19 protein-coding genes and 1 pseudogene are annotated in these 18,053 nt (G+C 40.7%); 8 read left to right on the forward strand and 12 right to left on the reverse strand.

Annotation, left to right across the window (positions count from 1 at the left end; genetic code table 11):
* The first annotated feature begins 54 nt into the window (after positions 1-54).
* The 7 genes from M1D67_RS22005 (at position 55) to M1D67_RS22035 (ending at position 6,601) form a co-directional block, all read left to right on the forward strand.
* Complete coding sequence (locus M1D67_RS22005; RefSeq protein ID WP_035339312.1) at positions 55-1,065, forward strand: FecCD family ABC transporter permease; 1,011 nt, start codon at positions 55-57, stop codon at positions 1,063-1,065.
* Positions 1,062-2,066, forward strand: coding sequence for a FecCD family ABC transporter permease (locus M1D67_RS22010; RefSeq protein WP_216919098.1), 1,005 nt, complete (start codon positions 1,062-1,064; stop codon positions 2,064-2,066). The genes M1D67_RS22005 and M1D67_RS22010 overlap by 4 nt, the downstream gene beginning before the upstream one ends.
* Before the next feature lie 576 nt (positions 2,067-2,642).
* Complete coding sequence (locus M1D67_RS22015) at positions 2,643-2,954, forward strand: nucleotide pyrophosphohydrolase (RefSeq protein ID WP_073425180.1); 312 nt, start codon at positions 2,643-2,645, stop codon at positions 2,952-2,954.
* A gap of 265 nt (positions 2,955-3,219) precedes the next feature.
* The gene (locus M1D67_RS22020) at positions 3,220-4,122 is read left to right on the forward strand and encodes an ABC transporter ATP-binding protein (RefSeq protein WP_035338100.1); all 903 of its coding nucleotides are present in this window, start codon (positions 3,220-3,222) and stop codon (positions 4,120-4,122) included.
* Complete coding sequence (locus M1D67_RS22025; protein ID WP_144497493.1) at positions 4,119-4,856, forward strand: ABC transporter permease; 738 nt, start codon at positions 4,119-4,121, stop codon at positions 4,854-4,856. Before M1D67_RS22020 ends, M1D67_RS22025 begins: the two co-directional genes overlap by 4 nt.
* Positions 4,857-4,862: 6 nt before the next feature.
* Positions 4,863-6,002 (forward strand): sensor histidine kinase, encoded by a 1,140-nt coding sequence (locus tag M1D67_RS22030; RefSeq protein ID WP_035338104.1) that lies wholly within the window; start codon positions 4,863-4,865, stop codon positions 6,000-6,002.
* Positions 5,999-6,601 carry a response regulator transcription factor gene (locus M1D67_RS22035; RefSeq protein WP_479831517.1) on the forward strand — a complete coding sequence of 201 codons (603 nt, stop codon included), beginning with the start codon at positions 5,999-6,001 and terminating at the stop codon, positions 6,599-6,601. Before M1D67_RS22030 ends, M1D67_RS22035 begins: the two co-directional genes overlap by 4 nt.
* A 132-nt stretch (positions 6,602-6,733) precedes the next feature.
* Here M1D67_RS22035 and M1D67_RS22040 read toward each other — a convergent pair.
* Together M1D67_RS22040 and M1D67_RS22045 are read right to left on the reverse strand one after the other, a co-directional pair.
* A pseudogene (locus tag M1D67_RS22040) lies at positions 6,734-7,655 on the reverse strand (helix-turn-helix transcriptional regulator).
* Between the two features lie 413 nt (positions 7,656-8,068).
* A complete protein-coding gene (locus M1D67_RS22045) occupies positions 8,069-8,941 on the reverse strand; it encodes a DUF4238 domain-containing protein (protein WP_479831518.1) in 873 nt (290 codons plus the stop codon).
* Between the two features lie 208 nt (positions 8,942-9,149).
* Between M1D67_RS22045 and M1D67_RS22050 the strand changes: the two genes are divergently transcribed.
* A complete protein-coding gene (locus M1D67_RS22050) occupies positions 9,150-9,635 on the forward strand; it encodes a BglII/BstYI family type II restriction endonuclease (RefSeq protein ID WP_479831519.1) in 486 nt (161 codons plus the stop codon).
* A 130-nt stretch (positions 9,636-9,765) separates the two neighbouring features.
* On the opposite strand, the gene M1D67_RS22055 is transcribed toward M1D67_RS22050, so the two are convergent.
* From M1D67_RS22055 to M1D67_RS22100, 10 genes are all read right to left on the reverse strand, one after another.
* Positions 9,766-10,620: an SIR2 family protein gene (locus M1D67_RS22055; RefSeq protein ID WP_479831520.1), complete on the reverse strand. Its 855-nt coding sequence runs from the start codon at positions 10,618-10,620 to the stop codon at positions 9,766-9,768.
* Positions 10,610-11,641, reverse strand: coding sequence for a ParA family protein (locus tag M1D67_RS22060; protein ID WP_479831521.1), 1,032 nt, complete (start codon positions 11,639-11,641; stop codon positions 10,610-10,612). Before M1D67_RS22060 ends, M1D67_RS22055 begins: the two co-directional genes overlap by 11 nt.
* Positions 11,642-11,717: 76 nt before the next feature.
* Positions 11,718-12,197, reverse strand: a complete 480-nt coding sequence (rlmH, locus tag M1D67_RS22065) for a 23S rRNA (pseudouridine(1915)-N(3))-methyltransferase RlmH (protein WP_003177946.1) — start codon at positions 12,195-12,197, stop codon at positions 11,718-11,720.
* 80 nt (positions 12,198-12,277) lie between these two features.
* A complete protein-coding gene (locus M1D67_RS22070) occupies positions 12,278-12,436 on the reverse strand; it encodes a CxxH/CxxC protein (protein ID WP_326455370.1) in 159 nt (52 codons plus the stop codon).
* Positions 12,437-12,633: 197 nt separating this feature from the next.
* Complete coding sequence (locus tag M1D67_RS22075) at positions 12,634-13,116, reverse strand: DUF4234 domain-containing protein (protein ID WP_479831522.1); 483 nt, start codon at positions 13,114-13,116, stop codon at positions 12,634-12,636.
* Positions 13,117-13,543: 427 nt separating this feature from the next.
* A complete protein-coding gene (locus tag M1D67_RS22080; RefSeq protein WP_035338110.1) occupies positions 13,544-14,062 on the reverse strand; it encodes a GNAT family N-acetyltransferase in 519 nt (172 codons plus the stop codon).
* Between the two features lie 30 nt (positions 14,063-14,092).
* On the reverse strand, positions 14,093-14,563 hold the full coding sequence (locus M1D67_RS22085; protein ID WP_020453614.1) for a hypothetical protein: 471 nt from the start codon (positions 14,561-14,563) through the stop codon (positions 14,093-14,095).
* A 252-nt stretch (positions 14,564-14,815) separates the two neighbouring features.
* Positions 14,816-15,667 (reverse strand): SAM hydrolase/SAM-dependent halogenase family protein, encoded by an 852-nt coding sequence (locus M1D67_RS22090; RefSeq protein ID WP_479831523.1) that lies wholly within the window; start codon positions 15,665-15,667, stop codon positions 14,816-14,818.
* Positions 15,668-15,955: 288 nt separating this feature from the next.
* A complete protein-coding gene (locus M1D67_RS22095) occupies positions 15,956-17,167 on the reverse strand; it encodes a S1C family serine protease (RefSeq protein WP_026580409.1) in 1,212 nt (403 codons plus the stop codon).
* Between the two features lie 82 nt (positions 17,168-17,249).
* The gene (locus tag M1D67_RS22100) at positions 17,250-18,044 is read right to left on the reverse strand and encodes an MBL fold metallo-hydrolase (RefSeq protein WP_003177960.1); all 795 of its coding nucleotides are present in this window, start codon (positions 18,042-18,044) and stop codon (positions 17,250-17,252) included.
* Positions 18,045-18,053: the final 9 nt, after the last annotated feature.

An 18,053-nucleotide genomic window follows, 5' to 3' on the forward strand; every position in this document is an offset into this window, starting at 1 on the left:
GTTGGCCAAAGGGCAGCCCCTTTCCCATTCTAAGAAAGGAAAATGATGAGCTTTATGATAAGAAAAACTCAATCTTTTACCTCATTTGCCTTCAAACTCATCTTAGGAATTCTAGTGTTTATTGGTATGTTTTTTATGGCAATGGTATTTGGAGCTGCAGACGTTTCAGTTGAAGATGTATGGTTGGCTCTTTCGTCTTCTGCAACCGGCGATCATATTTCGATTATCCGTGATATTCGGTTACCTCGTGAAATAGCTGCCATTTTTGTTGGCGCAGCTCTTGCTGTCTCTGGTGCAATCATGCAAGGTATAACAAGAAACCCACTTGCTGATCCAGGTTTACTAGGATTATCTGCCGGGGCTTATGCAGCATTGGCTGTTACGATCGCTTTCATTCCATCAGCCAATTACTTTTTGACGATGGTTGCCTGTTTTATTGGAGCCGCACTCGGTGCCTTGTTGGTTTTTGGAATCGGTTCGATGAAAAAAGGCGGATTCTCTCCTTTCCGTATTGTGTTAGCGGGTTCTGCTGTTTCCGCCTTTTTATACGCCATTGCTGAAGGGCTTGGCCTTTATTTTAAAATTTCTAAAGATATCTCGATGTGGACAGCAGGAGGGATGGTTGGAACAACTTGGAATCAACTGCGAATCATCGTACCTTTTATTATCATTGGAATTGTTGTTTCCTTTTTCCTCTCGAGACAACTTACCATTCTCAGCTTAAATGAAGAAGTTGCCGTTGGCTTAGGTCAAAATATCATCAGAATTAAAATCCTTCTATTTATTATCATTATCATTCTCGCGGGAGCATCTGTTGCTCTGGTTGGCAATATGACCTTTATCGGTCTTATGATTCCTCATATTGTTCGGGCAATTGTTGGAACCGATTATCGTTTTATTTTACCAATGTCTGCAACTTGCGGAGCTACTTTTATGCTATTTGCTGATACACTTGGCCGTACCTTAAATGCACCATATGAAACACCTGTTATAGCCATTGTCGCTATGCTTGGTTTACCGTTCTTCCTGATCATTGTCCGAAAGGGAGGAAAAACACTCTCATGATACATTCAACATTAATTAAAAAACAGCGAATGATTTTATCGATTTCTCTCATACTCATCATAGCTACAGCTATTATTGGGATGGGAATAGGGTCTGCTAGTTTATCTTTTGACAGACTCATCCACACTCTATTAGGTCAAGGAACCTTTAAAGAGGAATTTATATTATATTCTATTCGATTGCCTCGAATATTGATTACTTTATTAGCTGGGATGGCACTTGCTATATCAGGTGCTATTTTGCAAGGAATCACAAAAAATGATTTAGCGGATCCAGGCATTATTGGGATTAATTCCGGTGCTGGGGTTGCCATTGCCGTTTTCTTTTTATTTTTCCCGACTGAAGCTGGATCATTTGTTTATATGATTCCAATTGTTGGCTTTATAGGAGCGATTATAACGGGCTTCTTCATTTATCTGTTAGCCTATAACAAAAATAGTGGTATGCAGCCTATAGGCTTAGTCCTCATCGGAGTCGGATTCTCAACTGCACTTTCCGGAGCTATGATTGTCATTATTTCTTCTACTGAACGGACAAAAGTTGATTTCATCGCCAAATGGCTGGCGGGTAATATTTGGGGTACGGATTGGCCATTTATTGGAGCTCTTCTGCCTTGGTTAGTCATCTTGATTCCGTTTACTTTGTACAAAGCAAGTCGACTAAATCTATTAGGATTAAGCGAGCCTGTAACCATTGGAGTTGGGGTTTCCATTGAAAGGGAGCGGATCGTTTTGCTTTTAACAGCTGTCGCATTAGCGGCTGCTGCCGTTTCTGTCACAGGAGGTATTTCCTTTATCGGATTAATGGCCCCACATATCGCCAAAACTTTAGTAGGACCCAGAAATCAACTATTTATCCCTGTTGCTATTCTACTTGGCGGTTGGTTCTTATTATTCGCCGACACAATCGGACGTAATATCATTGAAACCACTATACCGGCTGGAATCATGGTCTCATTAATCGGGGCACCTTATTTTATTTATTTGCTATTGAAAAAGTAAAATCCATAAAAACGAGGCTGTTCCAATGAGTCTCCAAAAATTCATTTCAAAATGGACCCATTAAATCAAACCCTTTGGTAGTCCATTTTGCAGAGGTGGTATGAAAGGAAGGCGTTTTCTCTTTTCAGACGACCTCTTTTATCTATTAGAGTGAAAATCTAAAAAAACCTCATTTACTTATGATACGCTCCCCACCTGATTTCTCCATATCATGATAAATTGTTCTAGCAACACTTCTTCCGCAGCTCACGGTCATGTTTAATTCTTTGATCCAATGCCGTTCTGATCTGATTAACAGCCACCTTCTATCGAGGCTTGGCTACTAAGTTTTATTTCAACAAAAAAACGCTTTGTTATAGCTGCTTACTTGTCATCATAGAGTCCGTGACAACCGCACGCCGCTTTTTCTGACTCTTTCTCCGGAAAATATTTGCATACTTATATCAATAGGCTGCCATAAATATGGTACTATTATTTTAAAAAAAGAGATTCAGAGGCTGAAACAATGAATGAACTTGTGTTTGAAAAGAGAGAATTTACTCCATATCATGCTACTCGAGAAAGGGGAAAATCATCATGAACGATATCCAAAGCCTAATCAACGCAATCAACGAATTCAGAGATGAACGAAACTGGAGACAATACCATAACCCAAAAGACCTCGCCATCTCAATCTCCATCGAAGCAGCAGAGCTGCTCGAAGACTTCCAATGGATCAGCAGTGAAGAAGCACTCAAAGCCAATAAAGAAAACATTCGTGAAGAAATCGCAGATGTTTTAATCTACTCATTCATGTTATGTAACGATCTTGGACTGGATGTAAAAGAGATTGTGGAAGAGAAGATTGTGAAGAATGGGAGGAAGTATCCGGTTAATCATAATGGTTGAGACTCTCCTTTTAAGTAGAGAGAGCTTCTTTCCCAATTGAAGACCGCTCTCTCTATCTCCATGATGCGTTGATTATGATGGCGCTCTGCTCGTTTACTTACCGTAATCTCCCCACTTCATTTGCTTTTTAGCACCGTTCGCTAGCTCCCTGTTATTTTTTTAAAAAATGACATTTGTCACCCGATTTTCATGACATCACTTACTAAAATCCGCCTCCCTCAGCTTATACAATGGAATGAGTAAATCAGGAGGTGGTCTGTAAGCCATGAGCGATGTTGTGAGCTTGACGAATGTGACAAAGACATTCCGCCAAAAAACGGCGGTTAATCAGATAGATTTTTCAATTAAAAAAGGAGAAATTATAGCCATTCTAGGGCCAAACGGCGCCGGGAAAACAACAACGATTTCTATGATATTGGGGCTGTTAAAACCGACGGCAGGCAATATCACATTATTCGGTTCCATGCCGCATGAAAAACGGGTGCGTGAAAAAATCGGCACGATGCTGCAGGAAGTCAGCGTCATGCCTGGTTTGCGTGCAGGTGAAATCATCGAACTCGTTAGGAGCTACTACCCAAAGCCTCTATCCTTTCAAAAGCTTAGAGCGTTGACAGGTTTGACAGACAAGGATTTAAAAACACAGGCGGAAAAATTGTCAGGTGGGCAAAAGCGGCGTCTCGGCTTTGCCTTGGCGCTTGCCGGCGATCCAGAACTGATGATCTTTGACGAACCCACGGTCGGAATGGATATCACTTCAAGAAACCGCTTTTGGCAAACGGTTCAAACGCTCGCAGAGCAAGGAAAAACGATCATTTTTTCTACACACTACTTACAGGAAGCAGATGATGCCGCGCAACGAATCTTGCTGTTTAAAGACGGCAGCATAGTAGCTGACGGGACGCCGCTCCAAATAAAATCAAGAATATCGAAGCATTCAGTTTCATTTATAGTCGATCCCGAACAGTCGCTTGAAAAGCTGTATCAGCACCCGGAAATCAAACAGATTTTTCGTAAAAACAACCGGGTTTACATCGACACGGCCAATACGGACAAAATATTGGAACTCATTTTCGCAGAAAAGATCGGCGCTTATGATATTCAAATTGAACGCGGAAACCTTGAAGAGGCGTTTCGCCAGCTGACAGGCAAAGGAGACGATGTAAAATGAATGTATTTCAGATGCAATGCAGAATGGAAATCAAAAGAATGCTTCGAAACCGCTATTTTGTCTTTTGGTCATTGGCCATGCCGATTGCTTTTTATTATATTTTTACAAATGTCGTCAATACGAATGCTCCCGACCCTGCGGCTTGGAATGCGCATTATTTAATGTCAATGACAACATTCAGCGTCATGGGCTCTTCGATCATGACGCTCGGCATCCGCATGGTTCAAGAACGGACCCAAGGCTGGTCGACGTTCATACGCGTAACGCCTCTTCCCGACCACATTTATTTTATCGCTCAAATGGCGGGGCAAAGCGTCATTCATATTCTTTCGATCACAGTCATCTTCTTAGCCGGCGCCTTGATTAACGGCGTTTCTTTATCCCCATTGGAATGGTTCCTGTGCGGATTGTGGGCCCTGCTTGGCTCGCTCCCTTTTCTTGCGATCGGGACACTGATCGGGATGATGAAAAAAGTGGATACAGCAGCCGGAATCAGCAATGTGCTGTATATGGGGCTCGCCGTATGCGGAGGGATGTGGATGCCGCTTGAAATTATGCCAAAAATGATGCAGAATATCGGCCATTGGCTGCCGTCTTATCATTATGGCAGCGGCGCCTGGGAAATCGCTCAAGGTCAAATGCCAAACTGGAAAAGTATTCTCTTTCTATTAGTCTATTCAATCGTTGTTATGCTACTATCTAAATATATAAGAAGAAAACAAGAAGCGGTGTGAACAAGAATGAAAAAAAACTTCAGCATGTTTCCAAAACGGTACGGCTTTTTTCCCTATATCTTTTTAATCTATTTACTGCTGCCTATTTCTTATTTGACGAATCAGACCTCGGGGATCAAACAGCTGATCGGTTTTGGACTCGTGCTGCTTTTCTTAGTGACGTACCGCCAGCTTTTTTTTATTTCGCCGCAAAAAAAATTATTTACTTATTGGCTGGCCATCCAGCTTTCGATCATTTTGATCTACACTGTATTTTATGATATCAATTTAGTCTTTTTAGGCTTTTTTTCAGCGAACTTCATCGGCTATTACAGGGAAAAAAAGATATTTCGGCGCGGGCTTGCCAGCCTGGTTGTTGTATTGGTCGCCCCTTTTATCTATCATCTGCTGAAAGATCCATCCCTGCTAAATCGGCTCTTTTATTTTCTGCCCTTTCTTGTGATTATGCTCATTTCACCATACGGCATCCGCTCCATGAACCGCCGCATGGAACTGGAACAAGAGCTTGATGAGGCAAATCAGCAAATTAAGGAACTGGTCAAACGCGAGGAGCGTGTACGAATTGCCCGTGATCTGCATGATACACTTGGCCATACTCTCTCACTGCTGACATTAAAAAGCCAGCTTGTCCAGCGTACCATCGCCAGCGACCCCGAACGGGCGCGAAAAGAAGCAAGAGAAATGGAAACCACATCAAGAGCAGCTTTAAAACAAGTCCGGGAACTCGTGTCTGATATGAAAACGGCAACGATCGCAGAAGAGCTCATCCACATCCAGCAAATCCTGCGGGCTGCAGACATCACATTCGAATACATGGGAGGTTCCGATTTTTCAAATATCTCTCCTGTCACACAAAACATTGTCAGCATGGGTATACGCGAAGCCGCCACAAATATCGTCAAACACAGCCGCGCCACCCATTGCACCATTTCCATCTCTCAAACAGATGATAAAATAAGCATTACCATCAAAGACGACGGAATGGGGATGGATCAGCAAACACCATTTGGTAACGGCTTGCGCGGAATGAAAGAAAGACTTGCATTAATCGACGGCGCTCTCGACGTTTCAACCCATAACGGTACAGTTTTAAACATCACCGTTCCGATTGTAAAGAAAGCTGAACGAAAGGAAACAATCCAATGATTCGTTTATTTATTGCCGAAGACCAAAGAATGCTGTTAAGCGCGCTGGGGGCCTTGCTTGATCTTGAAGAAGACATGGAAGTGATCGGCCAGGCGACAAACGGCGAAGAAGCGCTCACCGCCATTCTCACACTAGAACCGGACGTCTGCCTCATGGATATCGAAATGCCCATCAAAAGCGGCTTAGAAGTGGCAGAAGAGCTGATGAAACGAGGCTCAAAAAGTAAGGTTATCATATTAACAACATTCGCCCGCCCCGGCTACTTCGAGCGTGCCGTCAAAAGCAATGTCCACGGCTACCTGCTCAAAGACGGAGAAATCGACGACCTTGCAGACGCCATCCGAAAATGCACGGAAGGCAAGCGAATCTTCAGCCCGGAACTCACCTTTGATGCCATCCGCAAGGTAAACCCGCTATCCGAACGCGAGCAGGAAATCCTGCGATTGGCGGCTTTAGGAATGACGACGAAAGAAATTGCCGCCGAGTTATTTTTGTCAGCAGGCACCGTCCGGAATTATATTTCTGAGATTATGCATAAGCTGGATGCGAAGAACCGGACGGAGGCGGCGAAGGTTGCTGAGGGGGAGGGGTGGATTTGAGTGTGCTTGCTACATTATACAAGTAAGGTAGTGGTTCAGATTTCCATAATATCAATAACCGGAGATACTACAAGTTAACATTTGTTTATCAACTGCCCAGCTTATAATGATCTTAGGTTTTAATAGTATAGTTTATGGGCAGAATAACAATAATCTCTTTTTTAAACTTTCTAAGACTTCTTCCGGCACTTCTCTGACCTTTATATCCCTACCTAGAAAAATAATCTAATTTATGAATTCATCAATTTCTTTGAGTATTATTTATATTAATAAAAGTTTTTAAAACAGCTGTAGTTTGGTAAGGATTCGTATAGGAAATTGAAACTTTTAAAGGATGGTATTTTTTGAACTGGGCAATTGCAGTTGGACCAAGTTCAAGGACAAGATTAATTAATTCTTCCTGCTTCCTTAGTTTTTCTAAAATTTTTTTCTTACTTAATCTTTTTTTCGTCAGGTATGGTTTAACATCGGTGAGATTATCTACAGGTAAAATTCTTCTCTCCTCATCCTTTAAATCAAAGCCTTCAATAAGCCAAAAGCCTTTTTCTGCAAGAGATAAATTGAATAAGATTTTATTACCTTTTCTTCTTTGATGGTAATCGAGAAATACCTTTCCACAAGAAGAACTTGGATAAGTTTTTCTAACATGCTATGAGGTATATCTGACAGATCAAGCAGATATGGGTTATTGGGGTTGGTCCCTTCAAAAAGCAAGATTTGATTTAAAAGAACAAGGTCATCCTGCTGATTTTCTGAGATAAGACCTAGTAATTTCTCAGCTAAAGACTGCCGGCTCTTTAAATAAGGGAGTTGTTTATTTCTAGTGGCCATAAAGGCAATAAAAAGAGCTTTAACCTCATTATCGGTAAAGCGAATAGCGGGCAGGACAGAGTTGTTTATGACAACCCCCCCCATACTTTCCAACTTAAGGGACAATTGGCATTCCCATGGCTTCAAATTCTTTGATATCTCTAATTGCTGTTGAACGAGAGATGTTAAATTCTCGCATGATTTCAGAAATTGTAAAGTGGGCGCGGTTGTTGATGTACTTCATGATGACATTAATCCGTATCAATAATTATCTGGTTCGACGATAAGGTTTTAACGTCCACTTGCCAGTCTTTTAAAGCTAAGTGCGGATGATATTCGTCCATATACTTCCTAAATACATCAATAACGCTCATTTTTCTTTCTGCTCCCTTATATATCTCAAATAAAATAGAAATGGGGAGAGAACTCATCTGTAATAGATGAATCCTCTCCCCATTTAAAGGTGAAGTGTTCTGCGACTTCCTTATTTAATTGTAAATGTAGGGTATCTACTTTTCTGTCTTCTCCTATCGTTTTCTTATAGATTCGAAGATGAAGCAATCTCTTTCCCTGTTCCCTAGTCAAAGATTCTTTATATGCACTGAAAGTTTTGCATAGCTCTTACTAACTTGGCTAAAAACTGGTTCTATAAAATATCTACTCCCAGTTTTGCTTGCTTTCATAAATATCTGATATATTGTAATTGAAAATTCCATTTAGTACGGGCGGTTCTATTTGTCTAGATGAGAAAATATAACGTGTAGCGAAAAAAGATGTTCTAAAATTAATAGCTCTTATAAATTCAGGACTAGCCTTAACATATGGTTTTCTTTTCCTCCCCCATGTTGCCCTTAAACACATTGTAGAATTTAAAGGGAACGTTAAGTGAATATTTGGGTTATTCCAACCACTAAAAGACGGAGATATTTTTCTCTGACTAGGATCATTTAATATTACTGGATTGTCTGATGTAAGAAAGTACTTTTGTTGAGGTGCGATATGAAACTGCCAGTTCATATTGTAAATAAACGGTACAAATATTTTAGACGACTCAATCATGAGTTCCAGCGTTGTTAATTCCTCAGCACTAATCGTTTCTTCAACTATTTCTTTTGTCTCCGTGCTTACGTCAAAGAGCGTTTTTAATCTTTCGGTGTTTCTATGAAACCATGTCATGTAATTAAGAAAATTAGGTACTCTGGAAAGAGAAAAGTATATAAAGTGAGAGAATTGAATTCTCTCTTCATCACTTAACAAAGTCTGGTTTAGTATCTTTTTCAAAATTATTGCTGAAGGGGTTTCAATTTTCTTTGCAAAAAATTCTTCAACTTCTGTGGTTATATCTCCCGTAATTAGTTTCAAATCATAATATCCATTTATATTGGCCACGTTTTTTGTACCCTTCTGTTTTAATTTTTTAAGATACTTATCGTAAACCCATAGACTTGGTTCACGAGGAGGAATTATTCTTTCGTCTAAAAAACCTTTTAAATAAAATTGTGATATATAATGATGATTGCGCTTTTCCATTAACTTTCTCTCCAATTCCGGATATTTATTAATAGTTTGTTTAACCTTACCATAATACCTATATCTAGAAATTATTTAGCAATAAACAGCGCTTGTTTTCCTTTTAAATATAAATAACACTAATACACTAGACTTACTACTACACCCATCAATGTTCCTAACAAAAAATACCTTACAACTTCACTCCTTATCTTTAAATTTTTCTTTTATGAATAAACATATTGATACTCCAAAAGCCACACCTGTCTTGAATAGCTCAATAGGCGACACCCAGTTCACCTCCCTCAAGTTATATTATCTCGTTCGAAAATCCATCTGTACAAGCTTTATGAATGGTGTAAAACCAATTAAGGAAACTTTTATGACATATTTAGCTGCTCGTAACTGGCAAGAAGAGTATCGTGTCGACGTCGGTGTTAGTATTACTAGACCAGGTCCAATTGATGCCGTAAAGATTTCAAATAACGATCTTTTTGCTGAGGAATGGGAAACGGGTAATATAGCATTTTCACATAGGGCACTAAATAAGATTACTATAGGTATATTAAACCGACGTTTAATGGGCGGCGTACTAATACTTCATTCCAGAGAGATGTGTACTCATCTAACAGATAGAGTTGGAAATTATCGTGAATTAAGTCCTTATTTGATGTATGGAAAAAGCCCAATTATCCAGTTGATCAAGGATTCTTAGCAGTCATTGAGATTGAACATAATAAGTTGAGTGATGATCAGTCTCTGCAAATAAAAAAAGGTACCGACGGAAGAGCATTAATTTAACAAATAAAAAATCAAGTATTGCATAGCAATACTTGATTTTTTTCTTATTGAGGTAGGGACTTCTCTATTCTTTCTGTAGCAACTAAGTTTTTCAGTTCTTCGATTTTTGCTGGTAAATGCGTATAGTCAGGACCGTATTCTAATGCATAAATATTATAACAATCCTGCCAATATTTTAGCTTCTCTTTCTGTGCTCCCTCTTCAATAACAACGTAATGAGGGCTACTTTTTGAGATTGAATTAGATGCAGTTTCCAATAACAAGTTGATATCTGGATCATTTAAGCTATAACCTAGAAATACTACAGTATGAGTTAGGAAAAGAGCGTTTAGTATTTGATAAAATTCAGGATATCTCGCCTTTGCCTCATAATATTGCTTTTCAGTAAACACAAGATTATCTATATCATCAATTGTGCCATGCGCTTTAATCACAAGATTTTCAGGCGATTTAATGGTTGAAACCATCTTACCAATGGGGTCATTGTAGTTTGCTATAATATATCCATGCTCAGAACAAAGACCATCATATATCTTATCAAAATTTGTTGTAACTACAATTTTGGAATTCAATTCTTTAATCGCTTCATGTACTGATGAAGGAAGAAATCCCGGTCTTTGAAATTTATCCTTTAAGAAGCTGCTGTATCTACCAGGATCTGTATCATCGTAAATAGCTTGCAATGCTGGAAGATAGTTCTGGTGTGCAATCATTTCATCAATGTACTGTAAGGAGTTCCCCCTTGATATAGACTTAATTTCACTTATAAAGCGACCCCAAGTTAAAGGCGAATTACCATCTTTGTTCTTTGCAGTTGCAGAAATACCCGCACCCAGAAAAATTACACACCTCTTATGAGCTAATTCAGTTACTAAGTTATCTGGCCATTCAAATAACATTTAATTCACCTAAATTGTTTACTAATTTTTCACATATACCATGGAGAGTTTCCTTATATTTTTGAACCTGTCCATATTGTAAACCACCAAGACCATCTGAACTTTTCAACTGAAAAATTGGAGTATTATTTGACTGAGCTAGAGGTACTAAACTGTACAAATAAGGAACATCTCCAAGATTAAGGTTATCAATGGTTAACTTTTCCGGAATCACTTTTACTAGGGCCTCCGATATAACGCCGGGCATCTCTTTTATAATCGCATCATATGATTTTATTGGCCGTCTTCCGCCTTTAAAGGTCTTCGTAACATATTGTTGTACGGAATAACCTATTAATAATGATGTATTGTAGATGTCTAAATTCAATGCAAAATCATCAAATTCAACTGCTTCTTTTTTCATTAACTCTATTCCATTTTGATATAAATTTCTCCAGCTATTCATCCATGTAGCAATATTTTTAACGGCCATTAGACTAAAAATATCAGAACCCATAGGAGTTATTATATAATCTGAATTTAATAAAATACTTCTGTTTAATGCCCCTAATGATGGACCAACATCAACAAAAATAAAATCATAATCTTGATTGTAGTGCTCAGTTATTCCACGCAACCAGTTACTCTTTCTGAAACCCTCTAACGTACCAGATTTACATTTATTCCAGGCATCACTTAAAATATCTTCTATTACTGATAACTTAGGATCTCCAGGTATTAAATCCACTTCAAACCTATTAGCTTCCTTACTAATTGGACTTAATCCTTGCGTTCTTATGGTAGAGTCACCTTGTACAAGAGGCCTTAAGTAGGCTTGCAATGTAAATGCTGTTGGTTCATCTCCATATAGATCCCACCAATTTTCTTCGGGAATTATCATCTGAGTTGAGTTAGCTTGTGGATCCCCGTCTATAAACAGAATCCTTTTTTTCATTTCTATAGATAAGTAGGCTGCTATATTGACTGCAAGTGTAGTCTTACCTACACCACCTTTGTTATTAAAGAAAGTTATTACCTTCATAAACCCTATCCTCTCAGGCTTTTCATTAAAGTAAATACATTGTAAATAAATTATGGAATTTTTTCAATAACCTCATTTACTTGTGGTAAGGCTCCCCTCGATTAATCCGAAACGCCCGATAAACCTGCTCCAGCAAAATCAGCCGCATGAGCTGATGCGGGAACGTCATCCTTGAAAACGACAGCTTTTCATCTGCGCGCTTCAGGACGGCGTCGCTCAAGCCGAGCGAGCCGCCGATGACGAAGGTTACCTTGCTCTTTCCATATGTGGCGAGTCTATCCATATTATCGGCTAATTCTTCCGAACTTTTCATTTTTCCCTCGATTGCCAAGGCGATGACGTGGGCGTCGGGGCTGATTTTGGAGAGAATTCGTTCGCCTTCTTTGTCTTTGACGATTTTCATGTCCTGGTCGCTCAGGTTTTCAGGGGCTTTTTCGTCCGGCAGTTCGATGATGTCGACTTTCGCGTATGCCGAAAGCCGTTTGATGTATTCGTCGATTCCTTGTTTTAAATATTTTTCTTTTAGTTTTCCGATTGCTACGATTGATATATTCACAGGTCATCCCCACTTTAAGAACAAGTTATTCAGATGCATTATCCACAATTGTGGATAAAGGTTGTGTATTTAGTGTCCGATCATTCGTTCCCCACTATATATACTGCAGGTTTATCGCACAATTCACAGGTTGTGGATAAACTGTGTGTATGTTCGATTTTTCTGATTTCAGGGGCCAATTCTACTTCATCCACATACATGTCAATGACGGTTTCAATATGCTCTTCGCAAGACTTCATAAAAGTCCCTCCAATATCTGTATCATTAGGCTCTTTTATAAAAAAGCTCCTTATTCAATATACCCTATTTATGCACATGTTAGTAGGTTTTAGCATGACTTCGCGCGGTTATCCACAAGCTTTTATATTCCTCTGGATAACTCTGTTTTCCCTAAATAAAAAACACCAGCTACCCTCGCTGATGCTCTAATCTTTTTCTATACTGCTTCTCTTTTTTCCTGAACAACTAAAGAATGCTGATTCGTGATATGCTGCAAATATGAAACGTTAAGAATGAAAGTCCAAAACCCGTTAACCGGCTTTTTAGAGAACCCCATAAACACTTTTCTAACCTTAAATGCACTAACTAGATTTATCGTCCAAAAAAGGAGAAATGAGAGCTGCGGGAGGAAGCTGTGTCCGGGGCGCAGCGGGAGAAGTAAAATGCTGTTGCTGTATGGCAGCAACTCTTCTCTTTGAAATGTGATTGAGTAAAAAGTCCAAAAAGGCTCCAAAATTGAAAAGACGCTTAACAGCAGCGTCACTTTAATGGCGACATAGGGGAGCTTAATTTGGCATCGTTCTAAATTCTTTCTTCTTGAAAGAAACCAGTACGGGATGTATATGCCAGACGTTATGATTGTTAATAACACCGCAAATATGGCTTTTATTTTCGGAAATTCTTCTAATTCCTTACTCATGCTGAAACACTTCTTTCCTTAAAACTGTTCTTCCAGGTCTTTTTATCCTTGTCATCTATACTTTTCCACTTTCCTTATCAAAATGTACTATATTGAATGCAATAAATCAAAATCCATTGAAGTGTCAAATTGGGATTTTCTTAGGTATATGGATTCTTTTTTTTGACCGGAATAAAAAAATTGTATCTTTTCGCCTGATCCCTATTTCGTATTTACCTGCAGAAATTCGACAATCAATAGGACATTATTCGTCATATTTTTACCTTTGTAATATGCAATCTGTCATTGCGTAACATAAAGGGGTTCATTCGAATCATTTTGTCTTTTTTTCGTTATTTCCCACCTCTCTCAAATAGGAATAATGACATACTGTGTTTCATGTGGAACATTGGACATGAAAAAAGATCAAAGCTTCACAGCCTTGATCTTACAGCCTCTTGCTCATATGCAAATCCGTCGTCTCAAAATTCATTTTTTCATAAAGCCGCTTCGCCTTTTTATTATGGGCGAATACATGTAGGGACAGCTTTTGGACTCCTAATTGCTTTGCCTCTTCTTCTAAGACGGCTAAAGCCTGCTGGCCGATTCCCTGCCCTCGATACGCTTCATAAAGCCCGAAATCGTAAATAAATGCTTCCTTTTGAGGGTGGTGCGGGTCAGCGTAGAGCCAAAGCCAGCCTGCGGCATCCTCGCTGTCGTCCATGATTGACCATAGATGATGGTTGTTCGTTTCAATGCCGTTTGGCAATAGAGCTGCAAATTGCTCTTCTGCTTTCTCCATCGCTTCCGCCACTGTCCATGTGCCCGCTTTTACTTTCTCCATGGCGTAATGCTGGATGGAATAGGCATGGTATGTCTTAAAGTCTTCTTCCGTCATTGGCATTAAACGGATTGCCGGTTTTTTTCTCGGTTTGTTTAAGTCAATTTTAATTTTTGATTTCAACATCAAATTGTGCTTCACTTCCTTGTTTATTGATCATGATGCTTTGCTCAGCCATTCGCTTTTCGGCTCGGAAAGTTTATTGATTCTGTGCTGAATGTAAATGACATTCAAAAGGAACGCAAAAATGGATCCATTCGCAGGTTCTTTGCCTGAGAGCTTGTTTAATGAAGCGGTCACCACCAGTGCGCAGTAAATCAAAACACCTGCGGACAGAATCAAAATCACGCGGTCGAGCAGCATATAAAGGCTGTAATGCATGTCAGGAAAAGCAATTTTTGCTGATATTCTAATTGGAATCGAAAATAAATGATAAAATATGATAGCTTTTAACGTGGTGTAGGGAATATCATGATAAGGCAGCAAATCGAAGCTTTTTTTCCTGGATAGAAACCAGTATGGTATGTAAACCCCCAGTGTGATCAGACATAGCACAAAAACGGACACGATACTTCTGCTCTTTACATTAGACAGCGTTTTCAACGCAGTCTGCACATTGTCGTTCATATCATTCCTCCGGACACTCGTTTTCCAAACAAATGAATTGAATGAATTTTTTCATAGCAGCGGCACACCCCCTCAATATATTCTTTTCTCTTGTTTTAGACAATATGACTTAGGTACCAATATGACAAATGTACTATTTTTTAAAGAGGATTGCCGCCTTCTCGATTAGCTGAAAAACGTGTGACAACCGTTTTTATGTCATAAGAATGAAACAAAAAACAAAGAGCCTGATTGGAATTCAGGCTCTTTTGTTTAACGCTGTATACTTTTTCGAAGAGAAATCTGCCAGTTGATGCCGGTGCCAATATGGTGTGTTTTGGCAAACGATCCTTGATTGAGGGCTATACCCAAGTGGTCTAATGAATTGATATAAACAACCGGCTTACCAACCGGCATATCGGCAAATGACCGTCCAAATGCCATCGTTTGCTGATAGACTTTGGTGTCCTCGTGTTTGATGACCACTTCCACAGGATCTCCGTATTGAACGTCAAGTGACTTGAACAGTTTACGGCTGATATTTGTCCAAAGGTTTCCAAACCGGATATCTAAAATGTCGATCGTTCCGGTTATCCAATCATTTTCGATATAAGCTTCCATGACCGGAAGTTTGACGATGGAATCTGTTGGAACTTCAGGACCGATCCGGTCGAAGCTGACAATCCCGGCTGCCAGTCTTGCCCCGGTGTAAGCGTAAATGTCGCGTCCATGGAAAGTATGTGATTCGCCTGATCTCGGAAGCCTGTTTTGCGCTTCATCAAGATAGCGCACTTCGACAATCCCATTCTGCCGGCTGATATGGGTGAGTGTTCCGTTGTCCGGTGTGATGATATATTGATCGGAAGAGGTTCTGACTGCGACGCTGCGGCGTTCTGAACCGACACCTGGATCGACGACAGACACGAAGACAGTGCCTTCAGGCCAATAAGAAACGGACTGCAGCAGCCGATAGGAAGCCTCCCAAATGTGAAAAACGGGAATGTTGTGCGTCAAATCAAAAATCCGGAGTGAACTGTCAACTGAATAAGCCACGCCGTACATCGCATTTACCGCCCCGTCATCAAGGCCAAAATCAGATTGTAATACAAGTGCATGCTGACTCATCCTATCTCCCTTTCCGCCTTGATTTTCGCAGTGAATCTGCCTTTGCTAAAATGTTTAAATCATCATATCGTACGCGAAATTGAAACGCAATATGATGTTTTGTCCATTTTTTAGAAACTCTCATTTTTATTGAAGCAAAAACTTCGATTTCACACCCTAAAAACCCGATTATTCATCCGGAAAGTCTTATTTTCCTCTCTAACTATCCCATTTTTGATTTTTGACGATCATTCCTCAGACTTGGCATAATAAAAAAACAGCCCGGCCGTACCGGCCAGACTGTCTTTATCAGCTTCCCAATTTGGATCGGGACAGCTTTACTTCTGTTGTTCTTTCTTTTCCGCCCCGCAGGTATTTGATTTTCACCTTATCGCCGACGTTTTTGGTGTAAAGCTTTTTACGCAGATCAACGATATCGTAAACGCGGTCACCGTTGAATTCGACGATGACATCAAGCTCTTTCAAACCGGCTCTGCCTGCAGGAGACACCGGCTGAACGCCCATTACAACAACCCCTGATGTTACGTCTTTCGGCAGTTTAAGCGTTTCCTGCCAGTGGTAGCTTGCAATATCGCCAAGTGATTTCATCTCAATTCCGAAATACGGCCGTCTTACTTCTCCGTACGTTTCCAAATCTTCGATAACCGGAATGGCAAGGTTGGCAGGGATGCTCAGACCGATGCCTTCAACGGCTGATTCAGCGATTTTCATCGAATTAATGCCGATGACTTTTCCATCAATATTAAACAGTCCACCTCCGCTGTTGCCCGGGTTAATGGCAGCATCCGTCTGCAATACTTCGGCATTCCAGTCCGGCTGTCCGTCTCCGTTTGAATCGACCGGAACAGCGCGTTCGGTTCCTGAGATGATTCCTTGTGTAACAGATCCTGAAAACTGCAGGCCGAGCGGGTTTCCAATCGCGATGACGGGCTCGCCTGTCTTCACTTTATCAGAATCTCCGAATTCAGCAGCCGCTTTTATTTTATTGCTGCTGACTTGCAGGACGGCCAGATCCATCAGTTTATCACTGCCGATCAGTTTTGCCGGAATCCGCGTTCCGTCATTCAGACTGACTTCGATTTGGGATGCCCCTTCAATGACATGGTGGTTGGTCACAATGTGGGATGTTTTGCCGTCCTTTTTATAAATAACGCCCGAGCCTGTTCCCGCTTCGCTGTCTCCATCCCATACACCGGTTTTTTGGATGTTGATAACGCCGACAACAGAATCAGAAACCTTAGAGACCACTTGTGTGACTTCATTGTTCACGTTGACGGATACATTGCGGACCGCACCGCCCTGCTGAGCTCCTTGACCTCCGCGCGCTTCAATGACTTGCAGATTGTACGGCAGCCATCCCTGCTGCGAGAGATACGGCAGGGCAAACACTGTTAAAAGAGCGCCGATAACGGCGCCGACCAGGCTTGAAAACAAAAAGCTTCTCCAATTTCTCACCGGCTTTTCCCGAACAAACTTTTCCTCATCATGATTAAACTCCACTATATTCAAATCCTTTCAAGGAACGATATATGTATATAGTGTGGATCATCTGCCCGCAGATTAATCATTCAATCAGTAAAATTTACACCGCTACAAGAGGTGTCGGTTTCTTAGGATCGGTATCATATAAGTCAAACGTTTCTCCCGCTGCAAATCCTTTGGCAGCCAACGTTTGCTGGACGGACATTCTCGCCAGCTCTTTCATGTTGTTGTCCTGGCTTAAATGAGCCAAATAAATTCTCGATGTCTCATCACCGATTACATCAGTCATTGCGAGTGCCGCGTCCTCATTGGATACATGTCCGACGTCGCTTAAGATCCGGCGCTTGATGTTCCACGGATAGCGGCCCATTTGCAGCATGCCGACATCATGATTGCTTTCAAAAACAAAAGCGTTTGCCGAGCGGATAATGCCTTTCATTCTGTCGCTGACATAGCCCGTATCCGTAATCAAAGCGAGCTTTCGGCCATTGTAATGAAAAACATAAAACATCGGCTCTGCGGCGTCGTGGGATACGCCAAACGATTCGACATCGAGGGAGCCGAACGATTTGACGGTTTCCATTGGAAACACGAATTTTTGGCCGTTATCCATTTTGCCGATATGCCCTTCCATCGCCTTCCACGTTTTTTCATTGGCGTAAACGGGCAGCTCATATTTTCTTGCCAGCACACCAAGTCCTTTGATATGATCACTGTGCTCATGTGTAACAAAAATGCCGTCAAGCTGATCAAGCTTTCGATCAATTTGCGCCATCAGCCCTTCCATCGCCTTCCCGCTAAGTCCTGCGTCAACTAAAAAAGCGTGGTCATCGGTTTCCAAATATAAAGCATTACCGGTACTCCCGCTCGCAAGTACGCTAAATTGCAGGCTCATGGTTTCTCA

Source organism: Bacillus sp. PK6-025 (genome assembly GCF_056530265.1).

Excerpts from the sequence above, each read along its gene's own strand:
- M1D67_RS22030 (WP_035338104.1), top strand. The coding sequence starts at position 4,863 with ATGAAAAAAAACTTCAGCATGTTTCCAAAACGGTACGGCTTTTTTCCC.
- M1D67_RS22060 (WP_479831521.1), bottom strand. The coding sequence starts at position 11,641 with ATGAAGGTAATAACTTTCTTTAATAACAAAGGTGGTGTAGGTAAGACT.
- M1D67_RS22015 (WP_073425180.1), top strand. The coding sequence starts at position 2,643 with ATGAACGATATCCAAAGCCTAATCAACGCAATCAACGAATTCAGAGAT.
- M1D67_RS22100 (WP_003177960.1), bottom strand. The coding sequence starts at position 18,044 with ATGAGCCTGCAATTTAGCGTACTTGCGAGCGGGAGTACCGGTAATGCT.
- M1D67_RS22080 (WP_035338110.1), bottom strand. The coding sequence starts at position 14,062 with ATGTTGAAATCAAAAATTAAAATTGACTTAAACAAACCGAGAAAAAAA.
- M1D67_RS22010 (WP_216919098.1), top strand. The coding sequence starts at position 1,062 with ATGATACATTCAACATTAATTAAAAAACAGCGAATGATTTTATCGATT.
- M1D67_RS22070 (WP_326455370.1), bottom strand. The coding sequence starts at position 12,436 with ATGAAGTCTTGCGAAGAGCATATTGAAACCGTCATTGACATGTATGTG.
- M1D67_RS22020 (WP_035338100.1), top strand. The coding sequence starts at position 3,220 with ATGAGCGATGTTGTGAGCTTGACGAATGTGACAAAGACATTCCGCCAA.
- M1D67_RS22045 (WP_479831518.1), bottom strand. The coding sequence starts at position 8,941 with ATGGAAAAGCGCAATCATCATTATATATCACAATTTTATTTAAAAGGT.
- M1D67_RS22075 (WP_479831522.1), bottom strand. The coding sequence starts at position 13,116 with ATGAGTAAGGAATTAGAAGAATTTCCGAAAATAAAAGCCATATTTGCG.
- M1D67_RS22025 (WP_144497493.1), top strand. The coding sequence starts at position 4,119 with ATGAATGTATTTCAGATGCAATGCAGAATGGAAATCAAAAGAATGCTT.
- M1D67_RS22055 (WP_479831520.1), bottom strand. The coding sequence starts at position 10,620 with ATGTTATTTGAATGGCCAGATAACTTAGTAACTGAATTAGCTCATAAG.
- M1D67_RS22035 (WP_479831517.1), top strand. The coding sequence starts at position 5,999 with ATGATTCGTTTATTTATTGCCGAAGACCAAAGAATGCTGTTAAGCGCG.
- M1D67_RS22050 (WP_479831519.1), top strand. The coding sequence starts at position 9,150 with ATGAATAAACATATTGATACTCCAAAAGCCACACCTGTCTTGAATAGC.
- M1D67_RS22085 (WP_020453614.1), bottom strand. The coding sequence starts at position 14,563 with ATGAACGACAATGTGCAGACTGCGTTGAAAACGCTGTCTAATGTAAAG.
- M1D67_RS22090 (WP_479831523.1), bottom strand. The coding sequence starts at position 15,667 with ATGAGTCAGCATGCACTTGTATTACAATCTGATTTTGGCCTTGATGAC.
- M1D67_RS22005 (WP_035339312.1), top strand. The coding sequence starts at position 55 with ATGATAAGAAAAACTCAATCTTTTACCTCATTTGCCTTCAAACTCATC.